This is a genomic window from Pseudomonas sp. PDM09 (genome assembly GCF_014852305.1).
In the GTDB taxonomy this organism is placed as follows: Bacteria; Pseudomonadota; Gammaproteobacteria; order Pseudomonadales; family Pseudomonadaceae; genus Aquipseudomonas.
The window spans coordinates 393,363-414,529 of the sequence record NZ_JACVBI010000003.1; the positions used below are offsets into that span (position 1 = coordinate 393,363).

General features: G+C 54.4%; 20 protein-coding genes. 17 read left to right on the forward strand and 3 right to left on the reverse strand.

The window, feature by feature from the left end; all coding sequences use genetic code 11:
* Positions 1–117: 117 nt before the first annotated feature.
* The 17 genes from serC (at position 118) to IB250_RS10550 (ending at position 18,159) form a co-directional block, all read left to right on the forward strand.
* Complete coding sequence (gene serC / locus IB250_RS10470; RefSeq protein ID WP_038982158.1) at positions 118–1,203, forward strand: 3-phosphoserine/phosphohydroxythreonine transaminase; 1,086 nt, start codon at positions 118–120, stop codon at positions 1,201–1,203.
* A complete protein-coding gene (pheA, locus tag IB250_RS10475) occupies positions 1,203–2,297 on the forward strand; it encodes a prephenate dehydratase (protein ID WP_007899727.1) in 1,095 nt (364 codons plus the stop codon). Before serC ends, pheA begins: the two co-directional genes overlap by 1 nt.
* 12 nt (positions 2,298–2,309) lie before the next feature.
* Complete coding sequence (gene hisC, locus IB250_RS10480) at positions 2,310–3,422, forward strand: histidinol-phosphate transaminase (protein WP_192344039.1); 1,113 nt, start codon at positions 2,310–2,312, stop codon at positions 3,420–3,422.
* Positions 3,423–3,450: 28 nt separating this feature from the next.
* On the forward strand, positions 3,451–5,658 hold the full coding sequence (locus tag IB250_RS10485) for a bifunctional prephenate dehydrogenase/3-phosphoshikimate 1-carboxyvinyltransferase (protein ID WP_259698659.1): 2,208 nt from the start codon (positions 3,451–3,453) through the stop codon (positions 5,656–5,658).
* On the forward strand, positions 5,655–6,344 hold the full coding sequence (gene cmk, locus IB250_RS10490) for a (d)CMP kinase (protein ID WP_123494519.1): 690 nt from the start codon (positions 5,655–5,657) through the stop codon (positions 6,342–6,344). Before IB250_RS10485 ends, cmk begins: the two co-directional genes overlap by 4 nt.
* 119 nt (positions 6,345–6,463) lie before the next feature.
* A complete protein-coding gene (gene rpsA / locus IB250_RS10495) occupies positions 6,464–8,155 on the forward strand; it encodes a 30S ribosomal protein S1 (protein WP_007899744.1) in 1,692 nt (563 codons plus the stop codon).
* Between the two features lie 217 nt (positions 8,156–8,372).
* Positions 8,373–8,651, forward strand: a complete 279-nt coding sequence (locus tag IB250_RS10500) for a hypothetical protein (protein WP_192344040.1) — start codon at positions 8,373–8,375, stop codon at positions 8,649–8,651.
* Positions 8,652–8,801: 150 nt separating this feature from the next.
* Entirely contained in the window at positions 8,802–9,098 is a 297-nt protein-coding gene (ihfB, locus tag IB250_RS10505; protein ID WP_007899751.1) for an integration host factor subunit beta, read from the forward strand.
* Positions 9,099–9,125: 27 nt separating this feature from the next.
* On the forward strand, positions 9,126–9,365 hold the full coding sequence (locus IB250_RS10510; protein WP_192344041.1) for a LapA family protein: 240 nt from the start codon (positions 9,126–9,128) through the stop codon (positions 9,363–9,365).
* A 226-nt stretch (positions 9,366–9,591) separates the two neighbouring features.
* A complete protein-coding gene (gene rfbB, locus IB250_RS10515) occupies positions 9,592–10,668 on the forward strand; it encodes a dTDP-glucose 4,6-dehydratase (RefSeq protein WP_192344042.1) in 1,077 nt (358 codons plus the stop codon).
* Complete coding sequence (gene rfbD / locus IB250_RS10520) at positions 10,665–11,558, forward strand: dTDP-4-dehydrorhamnose reductase (RefSeq protein WP_192344043.1); 894 nt, start codon at positions 10,665–10,667, stop codon at positions 11,556–11,558. The genes rfbB and rfbD overlap by 4 nt, the downstream gene beginning before the upstream one ends.
* Positions 11,555–12,445 carry a glucose-1-phosphate thymidylyltransferase RfbA gene (gene rfbA, locus IB250_RS10525; protein ID WP_192344044.1) on the forward strand — a complete coding sequence of 297 codons (891 nt, stop codon included), beginning with the start codon at positions 11,555–11,557 and terminating at the stop codon, positions 12,443–12,445. Before rfbD ends, rfbA begins: the two co-directional genes overlap by 4 nt.
* Before the next feature lie 53 nt (positions 12,446–12,498).
* Positions 12,499–13,416 (forward strand): glycosyltransferase, encoded by a 918-nt coding sequence (locus IB250_RS10530; RefSeq protein ID WP_192344045.1) that lies wholly within the window; start codon positions 12,499–12,501, stop codon positions 13,414–13,416.
* A gap of 5 nt (positions 13,417–13,421) precedes the next feature.
* On the forward strand, positions 13,422–14,393 hold the full coding sequence (locus IB250_RS10535; protein WP_192344148.1) for a UDP-glucose 4-epimerase family protein: 972 nt from the start codon (positions 13,422–13,424) through the stop codon (positions 14,391–14,393).
* A 179-nt stretch (positions 14,394–14,572) separates the two neighbouring features.
* Entirely contained in the window at positions 14,573–15,829 is a 1,257-nt protein-coding gene (locus tag IB250_RS10540; RefSeq protein ID WP_192344046.1) for a glycosyltransferase, read from the forward strand.
* A complete protein-coding gene (locus IB250_RS10545; protein WP_192344047.1) occupies positions 15,826–17,160 on the forward strand; it encodes a glycosyltransferase family 4 protein in 1,335 nt (444 codons plus the stop codon). Before IB250_RS10540 ends, IB250_RS10545 begins: the two co-directional genes overlap by 4 nt.
* A 78-nt stretch (positions 17,161–17,238) precedes the next feature.
* Positions 17,239–18,159: a glycosyltransferase family 2 protein gene (locus IB250_RS10550; protein ID WP_192344048.1), complete on the forward strand. Its 921-nt coding sequence runs from the start codon at positions 17,239–17,241 to the stop codon at positions 18,157–18,159.
* Between the two features lie 468 nt (positions 18,160–18,627).
* Here IB250_RS10550 and IB250_RS10555 read toward each other — a convergent pair whose 3' ends face one another.
* The 3 genes from IB250_RS10555 to IB250_RS10565 are packed head-to-tail and all read right to left on the reverse strand — an operon-like array spanning position 18,628 to position 21,166.
* Positions 18,628–19,314, reverse strand: a complete 687-nt coding sequence (locus tag IB250_RS10555; protein ID WP_192344049.1) for a metallophosphoesterase family protein — start codon at positions 19,312–19,314, stop codon at positions 18,628–18,630.
* A gap of 41 nt (positions 19,315–19,355) precedes the next feature.
* A complete protein-coding gene (locus IB250_RS10560; protein WP_192344050.1) occupies positions 19,356–20,336 on the reverse strand; it encodes an ATP-grasp domain-containing protein in 981 nt (326 codons plus the stop codon).
* 8 nt (positions 20,337–20,344) lie between these two features.
* Complete coding sequence (locus tag IB250_RS10565) at positions 20,345–21,166, reverse strand: NAD-dependent epimerase/dehydratase family protein (RefSeq protein ID WP_192344051.1); 822 nt, start codon at positions 21,164–21,166, stop codon at positions 20,345–20,347.
* Position 21,167: the final 1 nt, after the last annotated feature.

The window sequence follows — 21,167 nt, forward strand, 5'->3', positions numbered from 1 at the left end:
TGACATTCAGCATAGATGTCGCCTGTTGCACCGCTTTCGCGAGCAAGCCCGCTCCCACATTGGATCTGTGTCGACTGATATGTTTGTACGATCCACCAAATCAGAGCGAGATTGGATGTGAGCAAGAGAGCCTATAACTTCTGTGCCGGTCCTGCGGCGCTTCCCGAAGCTGTCCTGAAACGCGCCCAGGGTGAACTCCTTGATTGGCACGGCAAGGGCTTGTCGGTCATGGAAATGAGCCATCGCAGCGATGAGTTCGTGTCCATTGCCACCAAGGCCGAGCAGGATCTGCGTGATCTGCTGAATATCCCCTCGAACTATAAAGTGCTGTTTCTGCAAGGTGGCGCGAGCCAGCAATTTGCTCAGATTCCTCTGAACCTGTTGCCGGAAAGCGGCACCGCCGACTATATCGACACCGGTATCTGGTCGCAGAAAGCTATCGAAGAAGCCTCGCGCTACGGCCACGTCAACGTTGCCGCCACCGCCAAGCCTTACGACTATTTCGCTATTCCCGGCCAGAACGAATGGAGCCTGTCCAAAGACGCGGCCTACGTTCACTACGCACCGAACGAAACCATTGGCGGCCTGGAATTCCAATGGATTCCGGAAACCGGCGATGTGCCGCTGGTCGCCGACATGTCCTCGGACATTCTCTCGCGTCCGGTGGATGTCTCGCGCTTCGGCATGATCTACGCCGGCGCCCAGAAAAACATCGGCCCGAGCGGCGTTGTCGTGAACATCGTTCGCGAAGACCTGCTGGGTCACGCCCGTTCCATTTGCCCGACCATGCTCAACTACAAGGTCGCGGCCGATAACGGCTCGATGTACAACACCCCGCCAACCCTGGCCTGGTACTTGTCCGGTCTGGTGTTCGAGTGGCTGAAAGAGCAGGGTGGTGTCGAAGCCATCGGCAAACTCAACGAAGTGAAGCAGCGCACGCTGTATGACTTCATCGACGCCAGTGGCTTGTACAGCAACCCGATCAACAAGTCGGACCGCTCGTGGATGAACGTGCCGTTCCGTCTGGCCGATGATCGTCTCGATAAGCCATTCCTGGCCGGTGCCGACGAACGTGGCCTGCTGAACCTCAAGGGCCACCGTTCCGTGGGTGGCATGCGTGCCTCCATCTATAACGCCGTCGATATCGTTGCGGTCAACGCACTGGTTTCGTACATGGCAGAGTTCGAGAAGGAACACGGCTAATGTCTGAGCAAGAACTCAAGGCACTGCGCCTGCGCATTGATGCTCTGGACGAAAAAGTCCTGGAGCTGATCAGTGAGCGCGCACGTTGCGCCCAGGAAGTTGCGCGAGTAAAGATGGCCTCGCTGGCCGAAGGCGAAGTGCCGGTGTTCTATCGTCCTGAGCGTGAAGCCCAGGTGCTCAAGCGTGTAATGGAGCGTAACCAGGGGCCGCTGGGCAACGAAGAGATGGCGCGGCTGTTCCGCGAAATCATGTCCTCGTGCCTGGCCCTCGAGCAGCCGCTGAAAGTGGCTTACCTCGGCCCTGAAGGCACCTTCACCCAAGCGGCGGCCATGAAGCATTTCGGCCATGCAGTGATCAGCAAGCCGATGGCGGCGATCGACGAAGTGTTCCGTGAAGTCGCGGCCGGTGCGGTGAACTTTGGCGTAGTCCCGGTGGAGAACTCCACCGAGGGTGCGGTCAACCACACCCTCGACAGCTTCCTCGAGCACGACATGGTGATCTGCGGCGAAGTCGAACTGCGGATTCACCATCACCTGTTGGTGGGTGAAAACACCAAGACCGACAGCATCAGCCGCATCTATTCCCACGCCCAGTCCCTGGCCCAGTGCCGCAAGTGGCTGGATGCCCATTACCCGAATGTCGAGCGCGTGGCGGTTTCGAGCAACGCCGAAGCGGCCAAGCGGGTCAAGGGTGAGTGGAACTCGGCGGCAATTGCCGGCGACATGGCCGCCGGTCTGTACGGGTTGACTCGTCTGGCCGAAAAAATCGAGGATCGTCCGGACAACTCCACGCGATTCCTGATGATTGGCAGCCAGGAAGTACCGCCGACCGGCGACGACAAGACTTCGATCATCGTTTCCATGAGCAACAAACCCGGCGCGCTCCACGAGCTGCTGGTGCCGTTCCATGACAACGGCATCGACCTGACACGCATCGAGACCCGTCCGTCGCGCAGCGGTAAATGGACCTACGTGTTCTTCATCGACTTCGTCGGCCACCATCGCGACCCGCTGGTCAAAGGTGTGCTGGAAAAGATCAGTCAGGAAGCAGTAGCACTCAAAGTGCTGGGTTCCTACCCGAAAGCAGTTCTCTAAGGGCGGTAGCAAATGAGTGGCAACTTCCTCGCTCTGGCACAGCCGGGCGTGCAACAACTTTCGCCTTACGTTCCGGGCAAGCCCGTGGACGAACTGGCCCGTGAGCTGAACCTCGATCCGGCCAATATCGTCAAACTGGCGAGCAACGAAAACCCGTTGGGCGCCAGTCCCAAGGCATTGGCAGCGATTCGCGAAGCGCTGACCGAGCTGACCCGCTATCCGGACGGCAACGGTTTTGCGCTCAAGACCCTGCTGGCCGATCAGTGCCGCGTCGAGCTCAACCAGGTAACGCTGGGCAACGGCTCCAACGACATTCTGGAGTTGGTGGCGCGTGCCTATCTGGCGCCAGGCCTGAACGCGGTATTCAGCGCCCATGCGTTTGCGGTCTATCCGATTGTCACTCAGGCCGTTGGTGCCCAGGCAAAAGTGATCCCGGCCAAAGACTGGGGCCACGATCTGCCGGCCATGCTCGCCGCGATCGATGCCGATACCCGTGTGGTGTTCATTGCTAACCCGAACAACCCGACCGGGACCTGGTTCGACGCCCAGGCGCTGGATGATTTCCTGCAGGACGTGCCGGCCCATGTGCTGGTGGTGCTGGACGAGGCCTACATCGAATACGCCGAAGGCAGCGACTTGCCGGATGGCCTGGACTATCTGGCGGCCTACCCGAACCTGCTGGTCTCGCGCACCTTCTCCAAGGCTTATGGTCTGGCGTCGCTGCGGGTCGGTTACGGCTTGTCCTCGGCCATCGTCGCCGATGTGCTGAACCGCGTGCGTCAGCCGTTCAACGTCAACAGCCTCGCACTGGCCGCCGCTTGTGCGGCGCTGCAAGATGTCGAGTACCTGGCCGAAAGTCGCCGCCTGAACGAGTCCGGCATGCAGCAGCTGCAAGCGGGTTTCCGCGAGCTGGGGTTGAGCTGGATTCCATCCAAAGGCAACTTCATCTGTGTCGATCTGGGTCGCGTTGCGGCTCCAGTGTTCGAGGGGTTGCTGCGCGAAGGCGTGATCGTGCGCCCGGTGGCCAACTACGGCATGCCGAACCACCTGCGTATCACCATCGGTTTGCCGGCGGAAAACAGCCGCTTCCTCGAAGCGCTGACCAAGGTTTTGGCCCGTGGTTGATGTCACTGCACTGCAATCTGCTCAACCTATGATCGGTCGCCTGGTGGTGGTTGGTCTGGGCTTGATCGGCGGTTCGTTTGCCAAAGGCCTGCGTGAAAGCGGTCTGTGTCGCGAAGTGGTCGGGGTCGATCTCGACCCGCAGTCGCGCAAGCTGGCGGTCGAGTTAGGCGTGGTGGATCGCTGCGAAGAAGACCTGGCGGCGGCTTGCCAGGGCGCTGATGTGATTCAGCTGGCGGTGCCGATCCTGGCCATGGAGAAACTGCTCGCGCTGTTGGCGGGCATGGACCTGGGGCAAGCGATTCTGACCGACGTCGGCAGCGCCAAGGGCAATGTGGTGCGCGCGGCGACCGAGGCGTTTGGCGGCATGCCGGCCCGCTTCGTGCCGGGGCATCCGATCGCCGGTTCCGAGCAGAGCGGGGTGGAAGCCTCCAATGCCGAACTGTTCCGTCGTCATAAAGTGATTCTGACGCCGCTGGATCAGACCGATCCGGCCGCGCTGGCAGTGGTCGACCGGTTGTGGCGCGAATTGGGCGCCGACGTCGAGCACATGCAGGTCGAGCGTCATGACGAAGTGCTGGCGGCGACCAGCCATCTGCCGCACTTGCTGGCGTTCGGTTTGGTCGATTCGTTGGCCAAACGCAATGAAAATCTTGAGATCTTCCGTTACGCTGCGGGCGGTTTCCGCGATTTCACAAGAATCGCCGGTAGCGACCCGGTCATGTGGCACGACATCTTCCTCGCCAACCGCGAAGCTGTCCTGCGCACACTCGATACATTTCGCAGCGACCTCGACGCCTTGCGCGACGCGGTCGATGCAGGGGATGGGCACCAATTATTGGGCGTGTTCACGCGCGCCCGGGTTGCCCGCGAGCATTTCAGTAAAATCCTGGCCCGCCGGGCCTATGTGGACGCTATGAATTCCAACGATCTGATTTTCCTGGCACAACCTGGTGGCCGCCTGACTGGGCGGATTCGTGTACCGGGCGACAAATCGATTTCCCACCGTTCGATCATGCTCGGTTCCCTGGCCGAGGGCGTCACCGAAGTGGAAGGTTTCCTTGAGGGCGAAGACGCTTTGGCAACCTTGCAGGCTTTCCGCGACATGGGTGTCGTCATCGAAGGTCCGCACCACGGTCGTGTGACCATCCACGGCGTCGGCCTGCATGGCCTGAAGCCTGCGCCGGGCCCGATCTATCTGGGCAACTCCGGTACCTCGATGCGTCTGCTGTCTGGCCTTTTGGCTGCGCAGAGCTTCGATAGCACGCTGACTGGCGATGCCTCGCTGTCCAAGCGTCCGATGAATCGCGTGGCTAATCCACTGCGCGAAATGGGCGCCGTGATCGAGACCGCTGCTGAAGGTCGTCCACCGATGACCATCCGTGGCGGCAACAAGCTCAAGGGGCTGACTTACACCATGCCGATGGCCAGCGCCCAGGTTAAATCCTGCCTGTTGCTGGCGGGTCTGTATGCCGAAGGCAAGACCACCGTCACCGAGCCGGCGCCGACTCGCGATCACACCGAGCGCATGCTGCGCGGCTTCGGCTACCCGGTCACCGTCAATGGTGCGACCGCCTCGGTCGAGTCCGGCCACAAGCTGACCGCGACCCACATTGAAGTGCCGGGCGACATCTCGTCGTCGGCGTTCTTCCTTGTAGCCGCGTCGATTGCCGAAGGTTCGGAACTGGTGCTCGAGCACGTCGGCATCAACCCGACCCGTACCGGCGTGATCGACATCCTGCGCCTGATGGGGGCGGACATCACCCTGGAAAACCAGCGTGAAGTGGGCGGCGAGCCGGTAGCGGATCTGCGCGTACGGGCAGCTAAACTCAAAGGTATCGAGATCCCCGAGGCGCTGGTTCCACTGGCCATCGACGAGTTTCCTGTGCTGTTCGTGGCCGCTGCCTGTGCCGAAGGGCGCACCGTGCTGCGCGGCGCCGAAGAGCTGCGCGTGAAGGAGTCGGACCGGATCCAGGTCATGGCGGATGGTTTGCTGGCACTGGGCGTCAAATGCGAGCCGACCCCGGACGGCATCATCATCGACGGCGGCCAGATCGGCGGCGGAGAAGTGCACGGTCACGGCGATCACCGGATTGCCATGGCGTTCAGCGTGGCTTCGTTGCGCGCCACTGCACCGATCCGCATCCATGACTGCGCCAACGTCGCGACCTCGTTCCCGAACTTCCTCGCGCTGTGTGCGCAGGTCGGTATCCGTGTTGCACAAGAGGCTCAGTCGTGATCAGCATCGCACCGGTTATAACCATTGATGGGCCTAGCGGCTCCGGCAAGGGGACTGTTGCCGGGATGCTGGCCAAGCGCCTGGGCTGGAACCTGCTGGATTCCGGTGCACTTTATCGATTGCTGGCATTCGCGGCGCATAACCACGGCGTCGATCTGACGAACGAAGAATTGCTCAAAAAACTTGCCGCTCATCTGGATGTGCAATTCATCGCGGCGACCGACGGTCAGCTGCAACGCATCATTCTGGAAGGCGACGAAGTCAGCGATGTCATTCGTACCGAAAGTATCGGCTCGGGTGCCTCGCAGGTCGCTGCGCTGCCCGCCGTTCGTGAAGCGCTGCTGCAGCGCCAGCGGGCCTTTCAGGAGCCGCCGGGTCTGGTGGCCGATGGTCGTGACATGGGGACGGTGGTTTTTCCGGACGCGCCGCTGAAGATATTCCTCACCGCCAGTGCCGAGGAGCGTGCGCGCCGTCGATACTTGCAGTTGAAGGGCAAAGTCGATGGTGTTAGTCTGTCGAGTCTGCTAGATGAGATACGTGCGCGCGATGAGCGTGACACCCAGCGCGCAGTAGCCCCGCTCAAACCGGCGGCCGACGCGATACAGCTGGATTCCACGGAGTTGTCCATCGATCAGGTGCTGGAACGCATCATGAGCGAGATCGCCATTCGCGATATCGCCGGGTGACCAAGAAAGCTGCAGGGGACCAGTCATAGTCCTGCGGTGTTTCTTTCATATGAAACTAACCCACACCGTCTGGGGTGTGGAGATGGGCGTATTCTTCGCCCTTATCAACAGGAATTAAAATGAGCGAAAGCTTTGCGGAACTCTTTGAAGAAAGCCTAAAAACCCTGAACCTTCAGGCAGGCTCCATCATCACCGGTGTTATCGTTGATATCGATTACCAGGCTCGCTGGGTAACCGTTCACGCTGGCCTGAAGTCTGAAGCACTCATCCCGCTTGAGCAGTTCTACAACGATGCTGGCGAGCTGAACATCAACGTCGGTGACGAAGTTCACGTTGCTCTGGACTCGGTTGAAGACGGCTTCGGTGAAACCAAGCTGTCCCGTGAAAAAGCCAAGCGCGCTGAATGCTGGATTGTTCTGGAAGCAGCCTTCGCAGCCGAAGAAGTGGTCAAGGGCGTTATCAACGGTAAGGTTAAAGGCGGCTTCACTGTCGACGTTAACGGCATCCGTGCGTTCCTGCCAGGTTCTCTGGTTGACGTCCGTCCAGTGCGCGACACCACGCACCTGGAAGGCAAAGAGCTGGAATTCAAGGTCATCAAACTCGACCAGAAACGCAACAACGTTGTCGTTTCCCGTCGCAGCGTCCTCGAAGCCGAGAACTCCGCCGAGCGTGAAGCTCTGCTGGAATCCCTGCAGGAAGGCCAACAAGTCAAAGGTATCGTCAAGAACCTCACCGATTACGGCGCATTCGTCGATCTGGGTGGCGTCGATGGCCTGCTGCACATTACCGACATGGCTTGGAAGCGTATCAAGCATCCTTCCGAAATCGTCAACGTTGGCGACGAGATCGATGTCAAGGTTCTGAAGTACGATCGCGAACGCAATCGTGTTTCCCTGGGCCTCAAGCAACTGGGCGAAGATCCATGGGTTGCTATCAAAGCCCGTTACCCAGAAAGCACTCGAGTTACCGCTCGTGTAACCAACCTGACCGACTACGGCTGCTTCGCTGAGCTGGAAGAAGGCGTTGAAGGCCTGGTACACGTTTCCGAAATGGACTGGACCAACAAGAACATCCACCCTTCGAAAGTCGTACAAGTCGGCGACGAAGTGGAAGTTATGGTTCTGGACATCGACGAAGAGCGTCGTCGTATCTCCCTCGGCATCAAGCAGTGCAAATCTAACCCATGGGAAGATTTCTCTGGCCAGTTCAACAAGGGCGATAAAATCTCCGGCACCATCAAGTCGATCACCGATTTCGGTATCTTCATTGGTCTGGACGGCGGCATCGACGGTCTGGTTCACCTGTCCGACATCTCCTGGAACGAAGTGGGCGAAGAAGCCGTTCGCCGCTTCAAGAAGGGCGACGAGCTGGACACCGTTATCCTGTCGGTTGACCCAGAGCGCGAGCGCATCTCCCTGGGTATCAAGCAACTGGAAAGCGATCCGTTCTCCGAGTACGTTCAAGAGAACGACAAAGGCGCCATCGTTAAAGGCATCGTGAAAGAAGTTGACGCTAAAGGCGCCATCATCACTCTGGCCGACGATATCGAAGCGACTCTGAAAGCCTCCGAAATCAGCCGTGACCGCGTTGAAGACGCGCGTAACGTTCTGAAAGAAGGCCAGGAAGTAGAAGCCAAGATCATCAGCGTTGACCGCAAGAGCCGCGTAATCCAGCTCTCCATCAAGTCGAAAGACGATGCTGAAGAGAAAGAAGCCATCCAAAGCTTGAAAGACAAGCCTTCGGATAGCATCGCTGCTGGTCCTACCACTCTGGGCGACCTGTTGCGTGCACAAATGGAAAAACAGAACTAAGTTCTGTCAGACCATAAAAAAGGGCGACTTCGGTCGCCCTTTTTTGTGTCTGCGATTTGGTGAATCCCAAGGAGGGCTGACACCGCCGCTTTTCTTTCGTGAAACCAATGATCTACACAAGTTGTCTGTAACTTCATACAGGTCAATCATCTATTCGAGGCTAGGCTTAGTCTGAAGTGAACGACCGCTGGGTATTGCGCCCGGCATAAGGAAGCGAATGAACAAGCTCATTGTCGTGATAGCAGTACTGACATTAGCGGGCTGTACCACAAGCGCCAAGACTCATGCGGTGCGCGGAGTCAGTGGCATAGAGATCGATTGTTCCGGGTTGGGCTCCGGATGGGAAAGGTGCCACAAGCGAGCTGCAAAGGAATGCAAAGGCGCAGGTTATAAAGTCATCGTCAGGTCCGATGATGCCAAGGAAGAAGATGTATTCCCTTTCGGCTTCAATCCCGCGGGTTATCTGACGCGCACCATGCTGGTTATCTGTAGATGAATGCCGGGTTAGAGCAATGTTCCGATGTTCTTAAATCGGGCACCTCATTACGAGGAAAGATATGTCAAAACTCAGGCTGTTCAAATTTCTCCGGGCATGCTAAAACCTTTGAAGCGCTTTTCCTAGCTGCTTGAAAAAGAAGGGAAAAATATGACGAAGTCGGAGTTGATCGAACGAATTGTCACCCATCAAGGGCTGCTCTCATCCAAGGATGTGGAGCTGGCCATCAAGACCATGCTTGAGCAAATGTCCCAATGTCTGGCCACCGGTGATCGAATCGAGATCCGTGGGTTTGGCAGCTTCTCCTTGCACTATCGCGCACCGCGCGTAGGCCGCAATCCGAAAACCGGTCAGTCCGTCAGCCTCGACGGCAAGTTCGTTCCGCATTTCAAGCCAGGCAAAGAACTGCGTGATCGCGTGAACGAGGAAGAGGAGGAGGGGCTTTGACAGCTGCTGCACTTCAAGGAATCGCTGATGCGTAATCTCAAGCGCGTACTTCTCGCTATAGTTGTCCTGTTGCTCGTTCTCGCGATCCTGGCGTTCGTACTTGAGAACCAGCAAAGCGTGTCACTGCTGTTCCTGGGCTGGGCGGGCCCGCAGTTGCCAGTATCGCTGGTCATGGTGATTGCGCTGCTGATTGGCATGGTGATCGGGCCGATTCTCGGCTGGTTTCTGGGGCGTACGTCCAGAGCTTCACGCAAGCGCCTTGTCTGATTGCGACAAACCCGCTACACGCGTCGAATTTGCGTCATGGCTTGTCCATATCCATTAGTAAAACCTTCATTAAGCTGTAAAATGCTGCGCTTGGTCGATAGGGCGTTCCCGAATCGGTTCAGACTGACTCTGTCAGAAGCCACGGCTGACTTGATGGCTTTTGCATTCATGGATTAGACAGTGCGCGGTTGGCGGCCCTGTCAGCAACTTAAGGGTAAGGTTTCGCGTGAAAATTCTAGTTACCGGCGGCGCAGGGTTCATCGGCTCGGCAGTCATTCGTCATATCATCTCCAACACTGCCGACTCTGTCGTTAACGTCGATAAACTGACTTATGCCGGTAACCTTGAGTCGCTGGCCGAAGTCAGCCAGAACTCGCGTTACGTGTTCGAACGCGTCGACATCTGCGACCGTAATGAAGTGGACCGTGTTCTGCGTGAGCACCAACCAGATGCCATCATGCACCTGGCCGCAGAGTCCCACGTTGACCGCTCGATCTCCGGTCCGTCTGAATTCATCCAGACCAACATCATCGGCACGTACACCTTGCTGGAAGCTGCACGCCACTATTGGGCAGCGCTGGATGATGCACGTAAAGCCAACTTCCGCTTCCACCATATTTCCACCGACGAAGTCTACGGAGACCTCGAAGGTCCGGAAGACCTCTTCACCGAAACCACACCGTATCAGCCAAGCTCGCCATATTCGGCCAGCAAGGCCAGTTCCGATCACCTGGTTCGCGCCTGGGCTCGCACTTACGGTCTGCCGACGTTGGTGACCAACTGCTCGAACAACTACGGCCCTTGCCATTTCCCAGAGAAGTTGATCCCGCTGATCATTCTCAACGCACTGGAAGGCAAGCCGTTGCCGGTCTACGGTAAAGGCAACCAGGTCCGTGACTGGCTCTACGTCGAAGACCACGCCCGCGCACTGTACAAAGTCGTGACCGAAGGCGTGATCGGCGAGACCTACAACATCGGCGGCCATAACGAAAAGCAAAACATCGAAGTGGTGCATACACTTTGCGCACTGCTCGACGAACTGCGTCCGGATTCTGCGCATCGCCCCCATGCCAGCCTGATCACCTACGTTCAGGATCGCCCGGGCCACGATCAGCGCTATGCCATCGACGCCAGCAAAATCCAGCGCGAGCTGGGCTGGACGCCGGAAGAAACCTTTGAAACCGGTATCCGCAAAACCGTCGAGTGGTACCTGAACAACACTGAATGGGTAGCTCACGTGAAGAGCGGCAGCTACCAGCAATGGATTGACCAGAACTACACGGATCGTTCGGACAAAGCATGAAAATCCTCCTGTTGGGAAAAAACGGCCAGGTTGGCTGGGAGCTTCAGCGCTCCCTTGCACCACTTGGCGAGTTGATCGCCCTGGATCGTCACCCGGTCGATGGTTTGAGTGGCGACCTGTCTGATCTCGATGCACTGCGTGCAACGATCCGTCAGGTCAAGCCCGATGTCATCGTCAATGCTGCCGCTTACAACGCCGTGGATAAAGCCGAGTCTGAGACGGAGCTGGCTGACCTTGTGAACGGTCAGGCAAGCCAGGTCATGGCTCAGGAGGCGCTGTCCCTGAACGCGTGGCTGATTCACTATTCCACTGATTATGTGTTTAGTGGTCAGGGCTATACTCCGTGGCAGGAAGACGATGCGGTCGGCCCGATCAATCACTATGGAGCCAGCAAGCTCGCCGGTGAACAGGCCATTGTGCGATCGGGGTGCAAGCACCTGATTTTTCGCACTAGCTGGGTGTACTCCAGTCGCGGTAACAATTTTGCCAAGACCATGTTGCGGCTAGCCAAAGAGCGCGAAACTCTGGCGGTTATTGCCGACCAGATTGGTGCGCCAACAGGTGCCGAATTGATCGCTGACGTGACCGCCCACGCTATTGCGCAAGTCAAGCAGCGTCCGGAATTGTCCGGCATCTATCATTTGGTTGCCGATGGTGAAGTGTCTTGGCATGGCTATGCGTCTCTTGTGATCGAGTTTGCGCGCAAACACGGCGAGCAACTTGTGGTCAAGGCGGTCAATCCAATCGAGGCCAGTGCTTATCCCGCACCCGCGCGCCGCCCTTTGAACTCGCGCTTGAATACTAAAAAGCTGCGTGAAAGCTTTTCCCTAAACTTGCCGGATTGGCAAGGTGGCGTAACCCGAATGCTAATGGAAGTTCTCAATAAATGATCAAGACAAATCGTAAAGGCATCATTCTGGCTGGTGGTTCGGGAACGCGCTTGCACCCACTGACTTTGGGTGTCTCGAAGCAGATGCTGCCGATCTACGACAAACCGATGATCTTTTATCCTCTGTCGGTGCTGATGCTTGCGGGTATGCGCGAAATCCTGGTCATCTCCACTCCGGAAGATCTTCCTAACTTCCGTAAGTTGCTGGGTGACGGCAGCCTGTACGGTATTAAGTTGACCTACGCCGAACAGCCAAGCCCGGATGGCCTGGCCCAGGCTTTCATCATCGGTGAAGAGTTCATTGGCAAGGATCCATGCTGCTTGATTCTGGGTGACAACATTTTCTACGGCCAGCACTTCTCAGACAACCTGCGTTCTGCCAGTAGCCAGGAGCATGGTGCGACCGTATTTGGTTATCACGTCTCCGACCCTGAGCGTTTTGGTGTGGTCGAATTCGATGCCGCGGGGCGCGCACTGAGCATCGAAGAAAAACCGCTCAAGCCTAAATCTAGTTACGCAGTCACCGGTCTGTACTTCTATGATAATCAGGTTGTCGAAATCGCCAAGAACATCAAGCCCTCTGAGCGCGGAGAGCTGGAAATTACCGACGTCAATCGCGCCTATCTGGAGCAAGAGACGCTCAATGTCGAGATGCTCGGTCGCGGTTTTGCGTGGCTGGACACCGGTACCCACGACTCATTGCTTGAAGCAAGCCATTTTGTGCATACCATTGAACACCGTCAGGGGCTGAAAGTGGCATGTCTGGAGGAGATCGCGTACCACAACGGTTGGATTTCTGCCGAGCAGTTGAGTGCTCAAGCTGAAGCACTGAAGAAAACCGGCTATGGTCAGTATCTGCAAAAGTTGCTGATTTCGGGCTCCCTCTGAGTCGAGAGGGAATTGCTTTAAACCTAGATTTAATCCGTGCAAGCAGGAATGGCATGCCAGTAGAACATCCGAAGGTTGCAGTTTTACTGGCTGCCTACAATGGAGTACGGTGGATTGAGGAGCAACTTTCCTCAATCCTCAATCAATCAGCAATTGATGTCACCGTATACATCAGCATTGACCCCTCTTCTGATGGTACAGAAGTCCTGTGCCGGACATACGCCGCTGAGTATCCCAGTGTGGTAGTCCTCCCGGATTCCGGGCGTTTTGGCGGCGCATCGCGCAACTTCTTCAGACTGATCCGCGATGTCGACTTCGGCAACTTCGACTTCATTGCCTTTTCGGATCAGGATGACATCTGGCATTCGAACAAGCTGCTTCGTGCCACCCAAAGCATTGCAGAGCAACGGGTTGACGCGTATTCCAGCAACGTCACAGCATTCTGGCCTGACGGTAAAACTATCCTTCTGGACAAGGCGCAGCCACAGGTCGGCCTGGATTATTTGTTTGAAGCCGCCGGGCCGGGTTGTACTTACGTAATGAATCGCGCTCTGGCCGACTCGTTGAAGGCCTCAATGCTTGCGAACTGGCAGCAACTGCAAGGTATCAGTCTGCATGATTGGTATTGCTACGCCTACGCACGCAGTAACGGCTATCGCTGGTATATCGATCCGGCGACATCCATGGATTATCGTCAGCACGAACGTAATCAGGTAGGCGCCAATACGGGTCTGCGTCCATTGATTAGCCGCTATAAAACCATTCACGATGGATGGTGGTTCAGTCAGGTTGAACTCATTGCTGCGTTGGTGAAACCAGAACAGGCGCCATCGGCTGTCAGCCGTCGTTTGCGTGGGATGCAACTGATCAAGCTTTCCTTCAGCGCCTGGCAGTGCAGGCGCCGGGTAAGGGACAAGGTCTTCTTCTTTTTTATCTGTTGGGCTAGCGCATTGTTGGGGAGCAAGTCTTGAACATCGTGCCAAAGCCCAGAGTTCTTGTGTCCGGCGCAAGCGGGTTTGTCGGGCAAAGGTTGATCATGCGACTTTTGCTCGATAAAAAATGCGCCCCCATCGCCGCTGCGCGTCGTGTTACGCAACTGCAGGGATTGTGCCCCGTTGTATCTTTTGATTTGGATAACCCGGCTGACTGGCCTGCTCTGAATGGCGTGGATGTGGTTGTTCATACGGCAGCGCGAGTGCATGTGATGAATGAACTTGCCAAGGATGCCCTCGCTGAGTTTCGCAAAGTCAACGTGGAAGGAACCTTGCAACTGGCGAAGCGGGCTGCGGAAGCTGGAGTGCGACGCTTCATTTTCATCAGTTCGGTCAAGGTCAATGGAGAAAGCACGCTCCCGGGGAAACCGTTCAGCGCGGATGATATGCCCGCTCCGCAAGACCCCTATGGAGTCTCCAAGTACGAGGCTGAGCAAGCCCTGAAAAAGCTGGCACTCGAGACTGCCATGGAGGTCGTGATCATTCGTCCGCCACTGGTCTACGGGCCCGGAGTCAAAGCTAACTTCTTGAGTATGTTGCGCTGGCTTGACAAGGAAGTTCCGCTGCCGTTGGGTGCGATCCATAACCAGCGAAGTCTGGTTGCGCTCGGCAACCTGGTGGATTTCATCGTCACCTGCATCAACCACCCCGCGGCGGCTAATCAGACATTTCTGGTCAGCGATGGCGAGGACCTGTCCACCCCTCAGTTGTTGAATCGCTTGGCAAGCGCTTTGGAAAAACGATCCCGGCTGATTGCCTTGCCAGAGTGGTTGATACTGTCTGTGGCGACATTGCTCGGCAAGCAAGCGGTTGCAAGTCGGATCTGCGGCTCTCTGCAGGTTGACATCTCCAAGAACTATGAGTTATTGGGTTGGACTCCACCGATAAGTTCAGATCGAGCCATGCGTCAGACTGCAATTCACTATCAGGAAACGTTGGTCAAGCACCGTGCCTGAAGTCTTGAGAATGCTGGATACTCACTGTTTGGTTGCACTGGCTGAATTACTCTTTATCGATGTAACACTGTTTTGTGATTTGAATGTTTTAAATGTAACACTTTGATTGGATTTTGCGGTTGTACGGCGGAATGCTTCAAATTAACGAGCTAGACTATTTTTACTACTATGGATTATTTATGTCATTCAGCAAAATAAATTTCTGGATCGAAGGTGATATTTCGACCGCGAGGATTGTATCGCGCCTGCTGAATGACGTGAGTAGTGAAGGTAACTGCGATACCCGCTTGCTGAGCACGGTCGGTTGGTCGTCCCTCGTTAGCGGCGTCAACATATTCTGTCGGTCTTGTGATCCGAAGTACGACTGGTTGCCGATGTACTTGCGTGAACATGACATTCCCTATGCCTTCTACCTAGATGACAATTTCTGGAAAATCACGGGTACAGGAGAGCTGGCACGTTATTACAAATCGGCGGAAGTCGTCCTGTCGCTCGACGCTTTTGTTGAAAATGCCAGTTTCGTAATTACGCACAATAAAACATTTGCCGAGTTTATCAATCGCAGATTTCCTGACGTCAAGTGTGAGTTGTTGCCTGTTCCTTTTGACACTTCCCTGATCCGTAAAATCGCACAGAATGTTGCGGTAAGGCCTGCGAGAGACGCAGTAGTCGGATATGCCGGTGGCTATAAGGAAGAAGAGTTTTCCCTGCTTCAGGGGGTAGTTGAACGGTTGGGAAAAGAACGGCCTGAAATACGTTTTGAGTTCATTGGTGGCGTTTCCGACGAGTTACGCAGTTTGAATAACGTGCAGTGGTTTCCCGGGTTTTCGGACTATTCTAAATTCCTTGAGTTTAAAATGAAGCGAAACTGGAGTGTCGGGCTGGCGCCGTTGATGGAAAGCCAATTCAACTCTTCCAAAACGAACAACAAATTCAGGGAGTACGGCGGGTGCGGAATATCCGGTATCTACAGCAATACGACTCCCTATGTCGAGTGCGTGGTGTCGGAGCGCTCCGGTCTGCTGGTTGATAACAATGTCGCCGATTGGGTAGAGGCTATCAAACGCCTAGTTGATAATCCTCAATTGCGTGAAACGATAAAGGAAGAATCCTTCAAGTATGTCGAATTGAATCATTCGCATGAATCGATAGTTCCCGCCTGGAGGGAGGCGCTCGGCAGGATTTCTCATGATTCTGAGCGCTTGATGTCTTCTAGGATCAGATTCAACTATGTGAAGCATTTCCACTTGAGTGGCATGTCACGAGTCGCAAAGAGAATGGAGGGAGCTACGGCGACTTCGATATATGGATTTGTCTTGAAGGAAAAGCTAAGGTCGATTTTGAAAAGAGCTTCTGTTAAAAGAATGATCGAAGCCTTTGCTTTTGTTGCGCTGGTTGCTGCCGGTTTGTACTTTCTAAAGGCGGGCGTAATGTGAGAAAAAAGAATGTTTTGATTGTCTGCAATGATGTCATCGGGCTGAAAATGGCCGGGCCGGCGATCAGGTGTGTGGAAATAGCAAAAGTTCTTTCGCTAAATTTTGATGTTGAAGTCTATGCGCCGAAAGTTGAGCAGCTGGCTGGTGTGTTGTTTAAAACAAAGATGTTCTCCGACCTGGGTTTCAAGTCGGCTGCAGAGAGCGCGGATTTTCTGATTGTTCAAGGTGATGCTTTAAGGTCCCATCCTTTTTTGAAGGAGTCAAAAGGTTGCCTGGTGGTGGATCTTTATTGTCCGATTCCGCTTGAATATCACCAGGCATCTGAAGGTGTAAGCCTTGATACAAGAGGTATAACCAGTAATTTTTTATGCGATGTGCTGCATGAGCAACTTGTGTATGGGGATCATTTCCTGTGTGCCAGTGAAAAACAGCGCGAATTCTGGCTGGGTGCATTGACACTGGCGGGGCGAATCAATGCCTATCGCTGGCCGCAAGCGAGTCGTGCAGATGTATCCGATCTGATATCGCTGCTGCCATTTGGATTGGCATCGCAGCGACCGGAGCCGACCAGGCGGGCGATACGTTCAACCTTTGATATTCCCGAGGATGATTTTGTCCTCGTGTGGGGAGGCGGGTTGTATCAATGGTTTGACCCATTAACGCCTATCAAGGCCGTTCATCGCCTGATTTCGGAAGGGGCGCGAGTGCATCTCGTGTTCATTGGGGTCAAGCATCCGAACGCCAGTATCACCCAGCATGATATGTGTGCTCGTGCGGTCGATCTGGCTACCGAGCTTGGGTTGATCGACAAGTTTGTCCACTTCAACTTTGGCTGGGTGGACTATGACGACCGCCATAATTTTCTGCTTGATGCAGATGCCGGTATAAGCTCTCACTTTGATAATCCCGAGACGCGTTTCTCATTTCGAACTCGCATGCTGGATTATTTATGGTGTGACTTGCCCATCATCGCAACGCAAGGCGATGTGTTTGGTGACTCTTTGATTCCCGCGGGAACCGGCATATCCGTAGGGTTTGAAGATCTTGAGGGCTGGGTTCAAGCTATAACGGTCATGATGACCGATAAAGATCAGCATAAGACGTATCGGGAAAGCGTCCAGAACTATTCGAAGGATTTTCGCTGGAGTTCCGTGGTAGATCCTTTGCTTGAAAAACTTGAAACGATGGTTGTTGCACCTGACCGATCACTGGTTCGATCGCACTACGTGAGCGCGAAGCAGTCAACGGGTTTTCTCTTCCGTTTGCGTCGTCTTTATGCGTCGGGCGGGATTTCATCTATTCTTGCCGCGGTGCGGCGACGTTTGCGTTGAATGGGAAGTACAAGGGTTGAGGTCGAGTAGTCTGATGTTTCGTAATTATATAAATGGGCATGAGTAATCGAGTTTTATATGGAAAATCAAGTCCCATCTGTATGCGCAGTCATCATTACCTTCTATCCGGATCTGGGTAATTTGAGGAAGTTGACCGAGTCTTTGAGTGAGCAGGTCGGTAGCATCGTTATTGTGGACAATGGTTCGCCGGTCTCGATGGATCTTTTTGCCAGCGGACTAAATATTGAAAATAAACCGGTTGTCCTCAGCCTCGGCGAAAATCTGGGTATCGGTCATGCTCAGAACGTTGGTATTGAATACGCCAGGACTTCGGGCGCGGCCTATGTTGTTCTATTTGATCAAGATAGCTGCCCTGAGAAAGATATGGTTGTGAAGTTGCTTTCGGCGGCGACGGAGCTGGAGTCGTCCGGTGTTCCTTTGGCAGCCGTTGCGCCAAGTTATAAAGACTTCGACGGCGGCAGATTATCCAGTTTTGTACGTATCGGGTATTTCGGATTCTCTCGGATAGACTGTGCTCCTGGCAGCAGGATCGTCGAAGCAGACTTTCTGATTTCTTCCGGATCGCTGATTCCTCTTTCGGCCATCGCCAAGATCGGAGGTGTGGATGCAAGCCTGTTTATCGATCATGTCGATACTGAATGGTGCTTGCGCGCGAAATCCAAGGGATTCAAGCTGTTTGGCGTAAACGACGCGATCATGCTGCATTCTTTGGGCGATCGCAGAACCAGATTCTGGTTTCTTCGTTGGCGCACCGTTCCGTATCACTCGCCTTTTCGTTATTACTATATGTTTCGCAACAGTGTGCTCCTTCAGCAAAGAGCTTATATGCCGTTACGCTGGAAGATGGCCGACTTTGCAAGATGCCTGAGAGCGCTGGTTTTTTTCGGCATTTTTTCTTCGGATCGAATTGCGTGCGTTAAGATGATGCTTCGTGGTGCGCGGGATGGAATAGCGGGCGTCACTGGCAAGATGAAATGAGCGTCATCAAAGGGACGGCTATCTATAGGGTATCCAGTCATCCGGGGGTGTAAGGTAGGCGGCTTGCATCGTAATCTACGTGTAATCGCTGAAAGTCATATCAAATATTAGTGGTTATATTTATGGTAGTTCGTAACCGCTCCATGAACTCCACATTCTAAGCCGGAATTTGATGTTCAATGCTGTGCTCCCGATTTCTTTCTGGAGCCAGCCCCTCATGATGCGACCTGACGCCAAAGTCGAAAAAGTCTATCTATACCCCAAATCCCTGGACTTCCGAAAATCCATTGACGGCTTGGCCGCCTTGGTCGAGATGGATGGATCGCATACGTTGGTTTCTCGTCCTTGACTTTCTGCTCATAGGACAGTGTCTGCTCGGAGTCGGGCACGATTTGCATGACAGATTTGGCCGGGAAGGGTGAATTTCCTCCTCGGCCAGCCGTATTGAGATGGGAAGACGCTAAGTAGCTATGCGGTTCTTGACAGGATTTCGATCATGGCCTCTTGGATGCCAGCTTCTCGAAGTCTGTTTTTATATGCTTCGATATCATAGTTCGCTCTGAAGAACTCTACAGTTCTTGAGTGCGCATCGATGGACGCATAACACGCTCCGGGAATTCTGTCCCTGGCTTGGCCAACAGAGCCCGGGTTGACGATGATTCCGGTTCCGGCTGGTCGTTGCATTGGATGGTGCGTGTGTCCAAGCACCAGGTAGTCCATTGCGTCGGGCCAGGCAAAACCTATCTCCGTGTCCTTATAGATGTATTCTTCAGCGTTATGTGGGCTTCCGTGCGCCACATAGAGGGCTGTATCGACAGGCGTACTTTTTTCATCGGTGGAAAAGCGCAATTCTATCGTGTCCGGGAGTGACGAAAGCCACTCCAGATTCTCATCGGTCAACGATTTTCGTGTGCTTTGTATCCTGTACTTCGACTCACGACTATCGGAGTAACTGAGCTCACCCAGTACATACTTGTCATGATTGCCTTTTATGCAATGTACTTTGCGTTCTCGCAGTAACTGGCAAACCTCGTTCGGCTCGGTGTAATAGCCTAGGAGATCGCCAGCGCAGACGATCTCCGCCGAGGGCGGTATTGATTTCAACACCGCTTGCAGGGCGGGGAGGTTGGAGTGTACATCGGCAATGATGTACACGGGCTCTCCACGATAAGGTAACCGCAATCGGAGGCTGCTCATTATTCGAAGTACAGCTCTTCGTAGTAACGCAGGAATCGGCCAGACTTTGCAATGTTCCAGCCGTTGAAGCGTTCTTGTTTGACAACGTTGTATACAAAGGCTGCGCACGAGTTGTAACCGTAGTGTGCCTTGGAGGCTTCGGTTGAACTCAAACGACCATTGATTTCAAACAGAACAGGACCGGTTTCGGTCTGGATCAACTGAACGTTGAAGTGGCCAAAATCCAGACCTTCTTCGATCAGTGCATTACCGATATCATTAAGATAAGAGGAAATGCTTTCGTCCACGACGATTTCACCATAGGAGGTGGCGCCGTCCGGAGTTAGTGTTCTTTTGAAAATGATATGGTTGATTTCTTTGGTGTAACGGTCAACGTAGCAACCGCAAGTGTATTCCTCGCCTGTCAACAGCTCTTGAACGAGGAAGGATTCGACTTTGATGTTTTCTTCCGCGATCAGCTTCTTGGCTTCAGCGAGGCCGGAAACCTTATAGATGCTCCGAGAAGAGGAACTATGGTTCGGCTTGATTACGATGGGACCGGCGATGTCGCTGGATTCCAGGTACTCATCGAGCGAGCTGGTCTTTGGAACTCTGATGCCATGTCGACTCAGTACCGATGACGTGGAAACCTTGTCCATGCAGATGTCAGTAATACTTGAGGAGAGGGTGGCGGCGCGCAATGTTTCATCGCGGTACGCGGCTACAGCTGTCAGCTCGTGCTGGGTGCCGGAGAACACGATTTGAATGTCGTTCTCTTTTACATAGTTTCGCAGGTGGCTGTGATACTCAGGGGAGGCTGCCAGAGGAAATATAGGTGTCTTGACTACAGGTGCTGAGGGTAGGGAAAAAAAGCGCCCGGCACCCAGCTCTTCACTATTGGCGAAGTGAATGTTCAGAGGCTCGCCGAAATCGTGAAATGCCAAGGCTTTATAAATGCTCTGTCCCATTACAGAGCCCGCACCGGTAATAAGAATATTCATGTTCTATGTTAAACCTGTAATTTGATTTCTTCGACATAGCCAGTGAAAGCACTTTTGAAAGAGCTCCACTGAGGGGCATAGCCTGGCAGGATTGTCGGCTGCATGGTTCTGACATCAAAAGCCGACAGATCATTTTCTATGTGTTTGTTGACGACTTCCAATCCGGTGAGCCCGGCTGCCAATGCTACGATTTCAGCAATGCTGGCAGAGTCAGGGTAACCCGTGTTCAGAATTCGTGTTGTCGCTGCCAGATCAAACCCGTCTGTCGCAATCCATTTGAGTAACTGGACAAGCTCGGTGATGTGGATATACGTACGTCTTTTGAGGCCTGCGCCGTATTGAGCGATATTGGTCTTCTGACGGATGCCTTGCTCGATCGCTTTGAAGAAGTTTCCGTGTTTCTGGCCTACGCCAAAGACATCGGCAATCCTCACCGAGACAAAAGGAACTCTGATCAGGTCTTCGAACAGTTTTTCGCCGAAAACCTTGGATGCGGAGTAGTAATCGTTGCAGCGCAGCTTATCGCCAGTGCGGCAGTTCAAGGCGTAGGGATAGACGTTGTTGGTGGAGGCGTAGATCAGGCCGCGATGTTTTTCGTTGACCTGTTCCAGCACCAGCGTGTCTATGAGGGTGTTTTCAGAAAGTGCGCTGCTTGTATTGTTCATGTTTGCTGCAAGATGAACAATCAATGAGTCAGCTGGAAGTTGAGTGAAGTCAGTCTCAACAAAGTCTGGAGTCTCGAAAGACTCCAGAAATTTGCTTCCGACATATCCGGTTGATCCGGTTACCGCGATGCGGTAACCGGCTGAATATTTGCATCGGAGATTCATG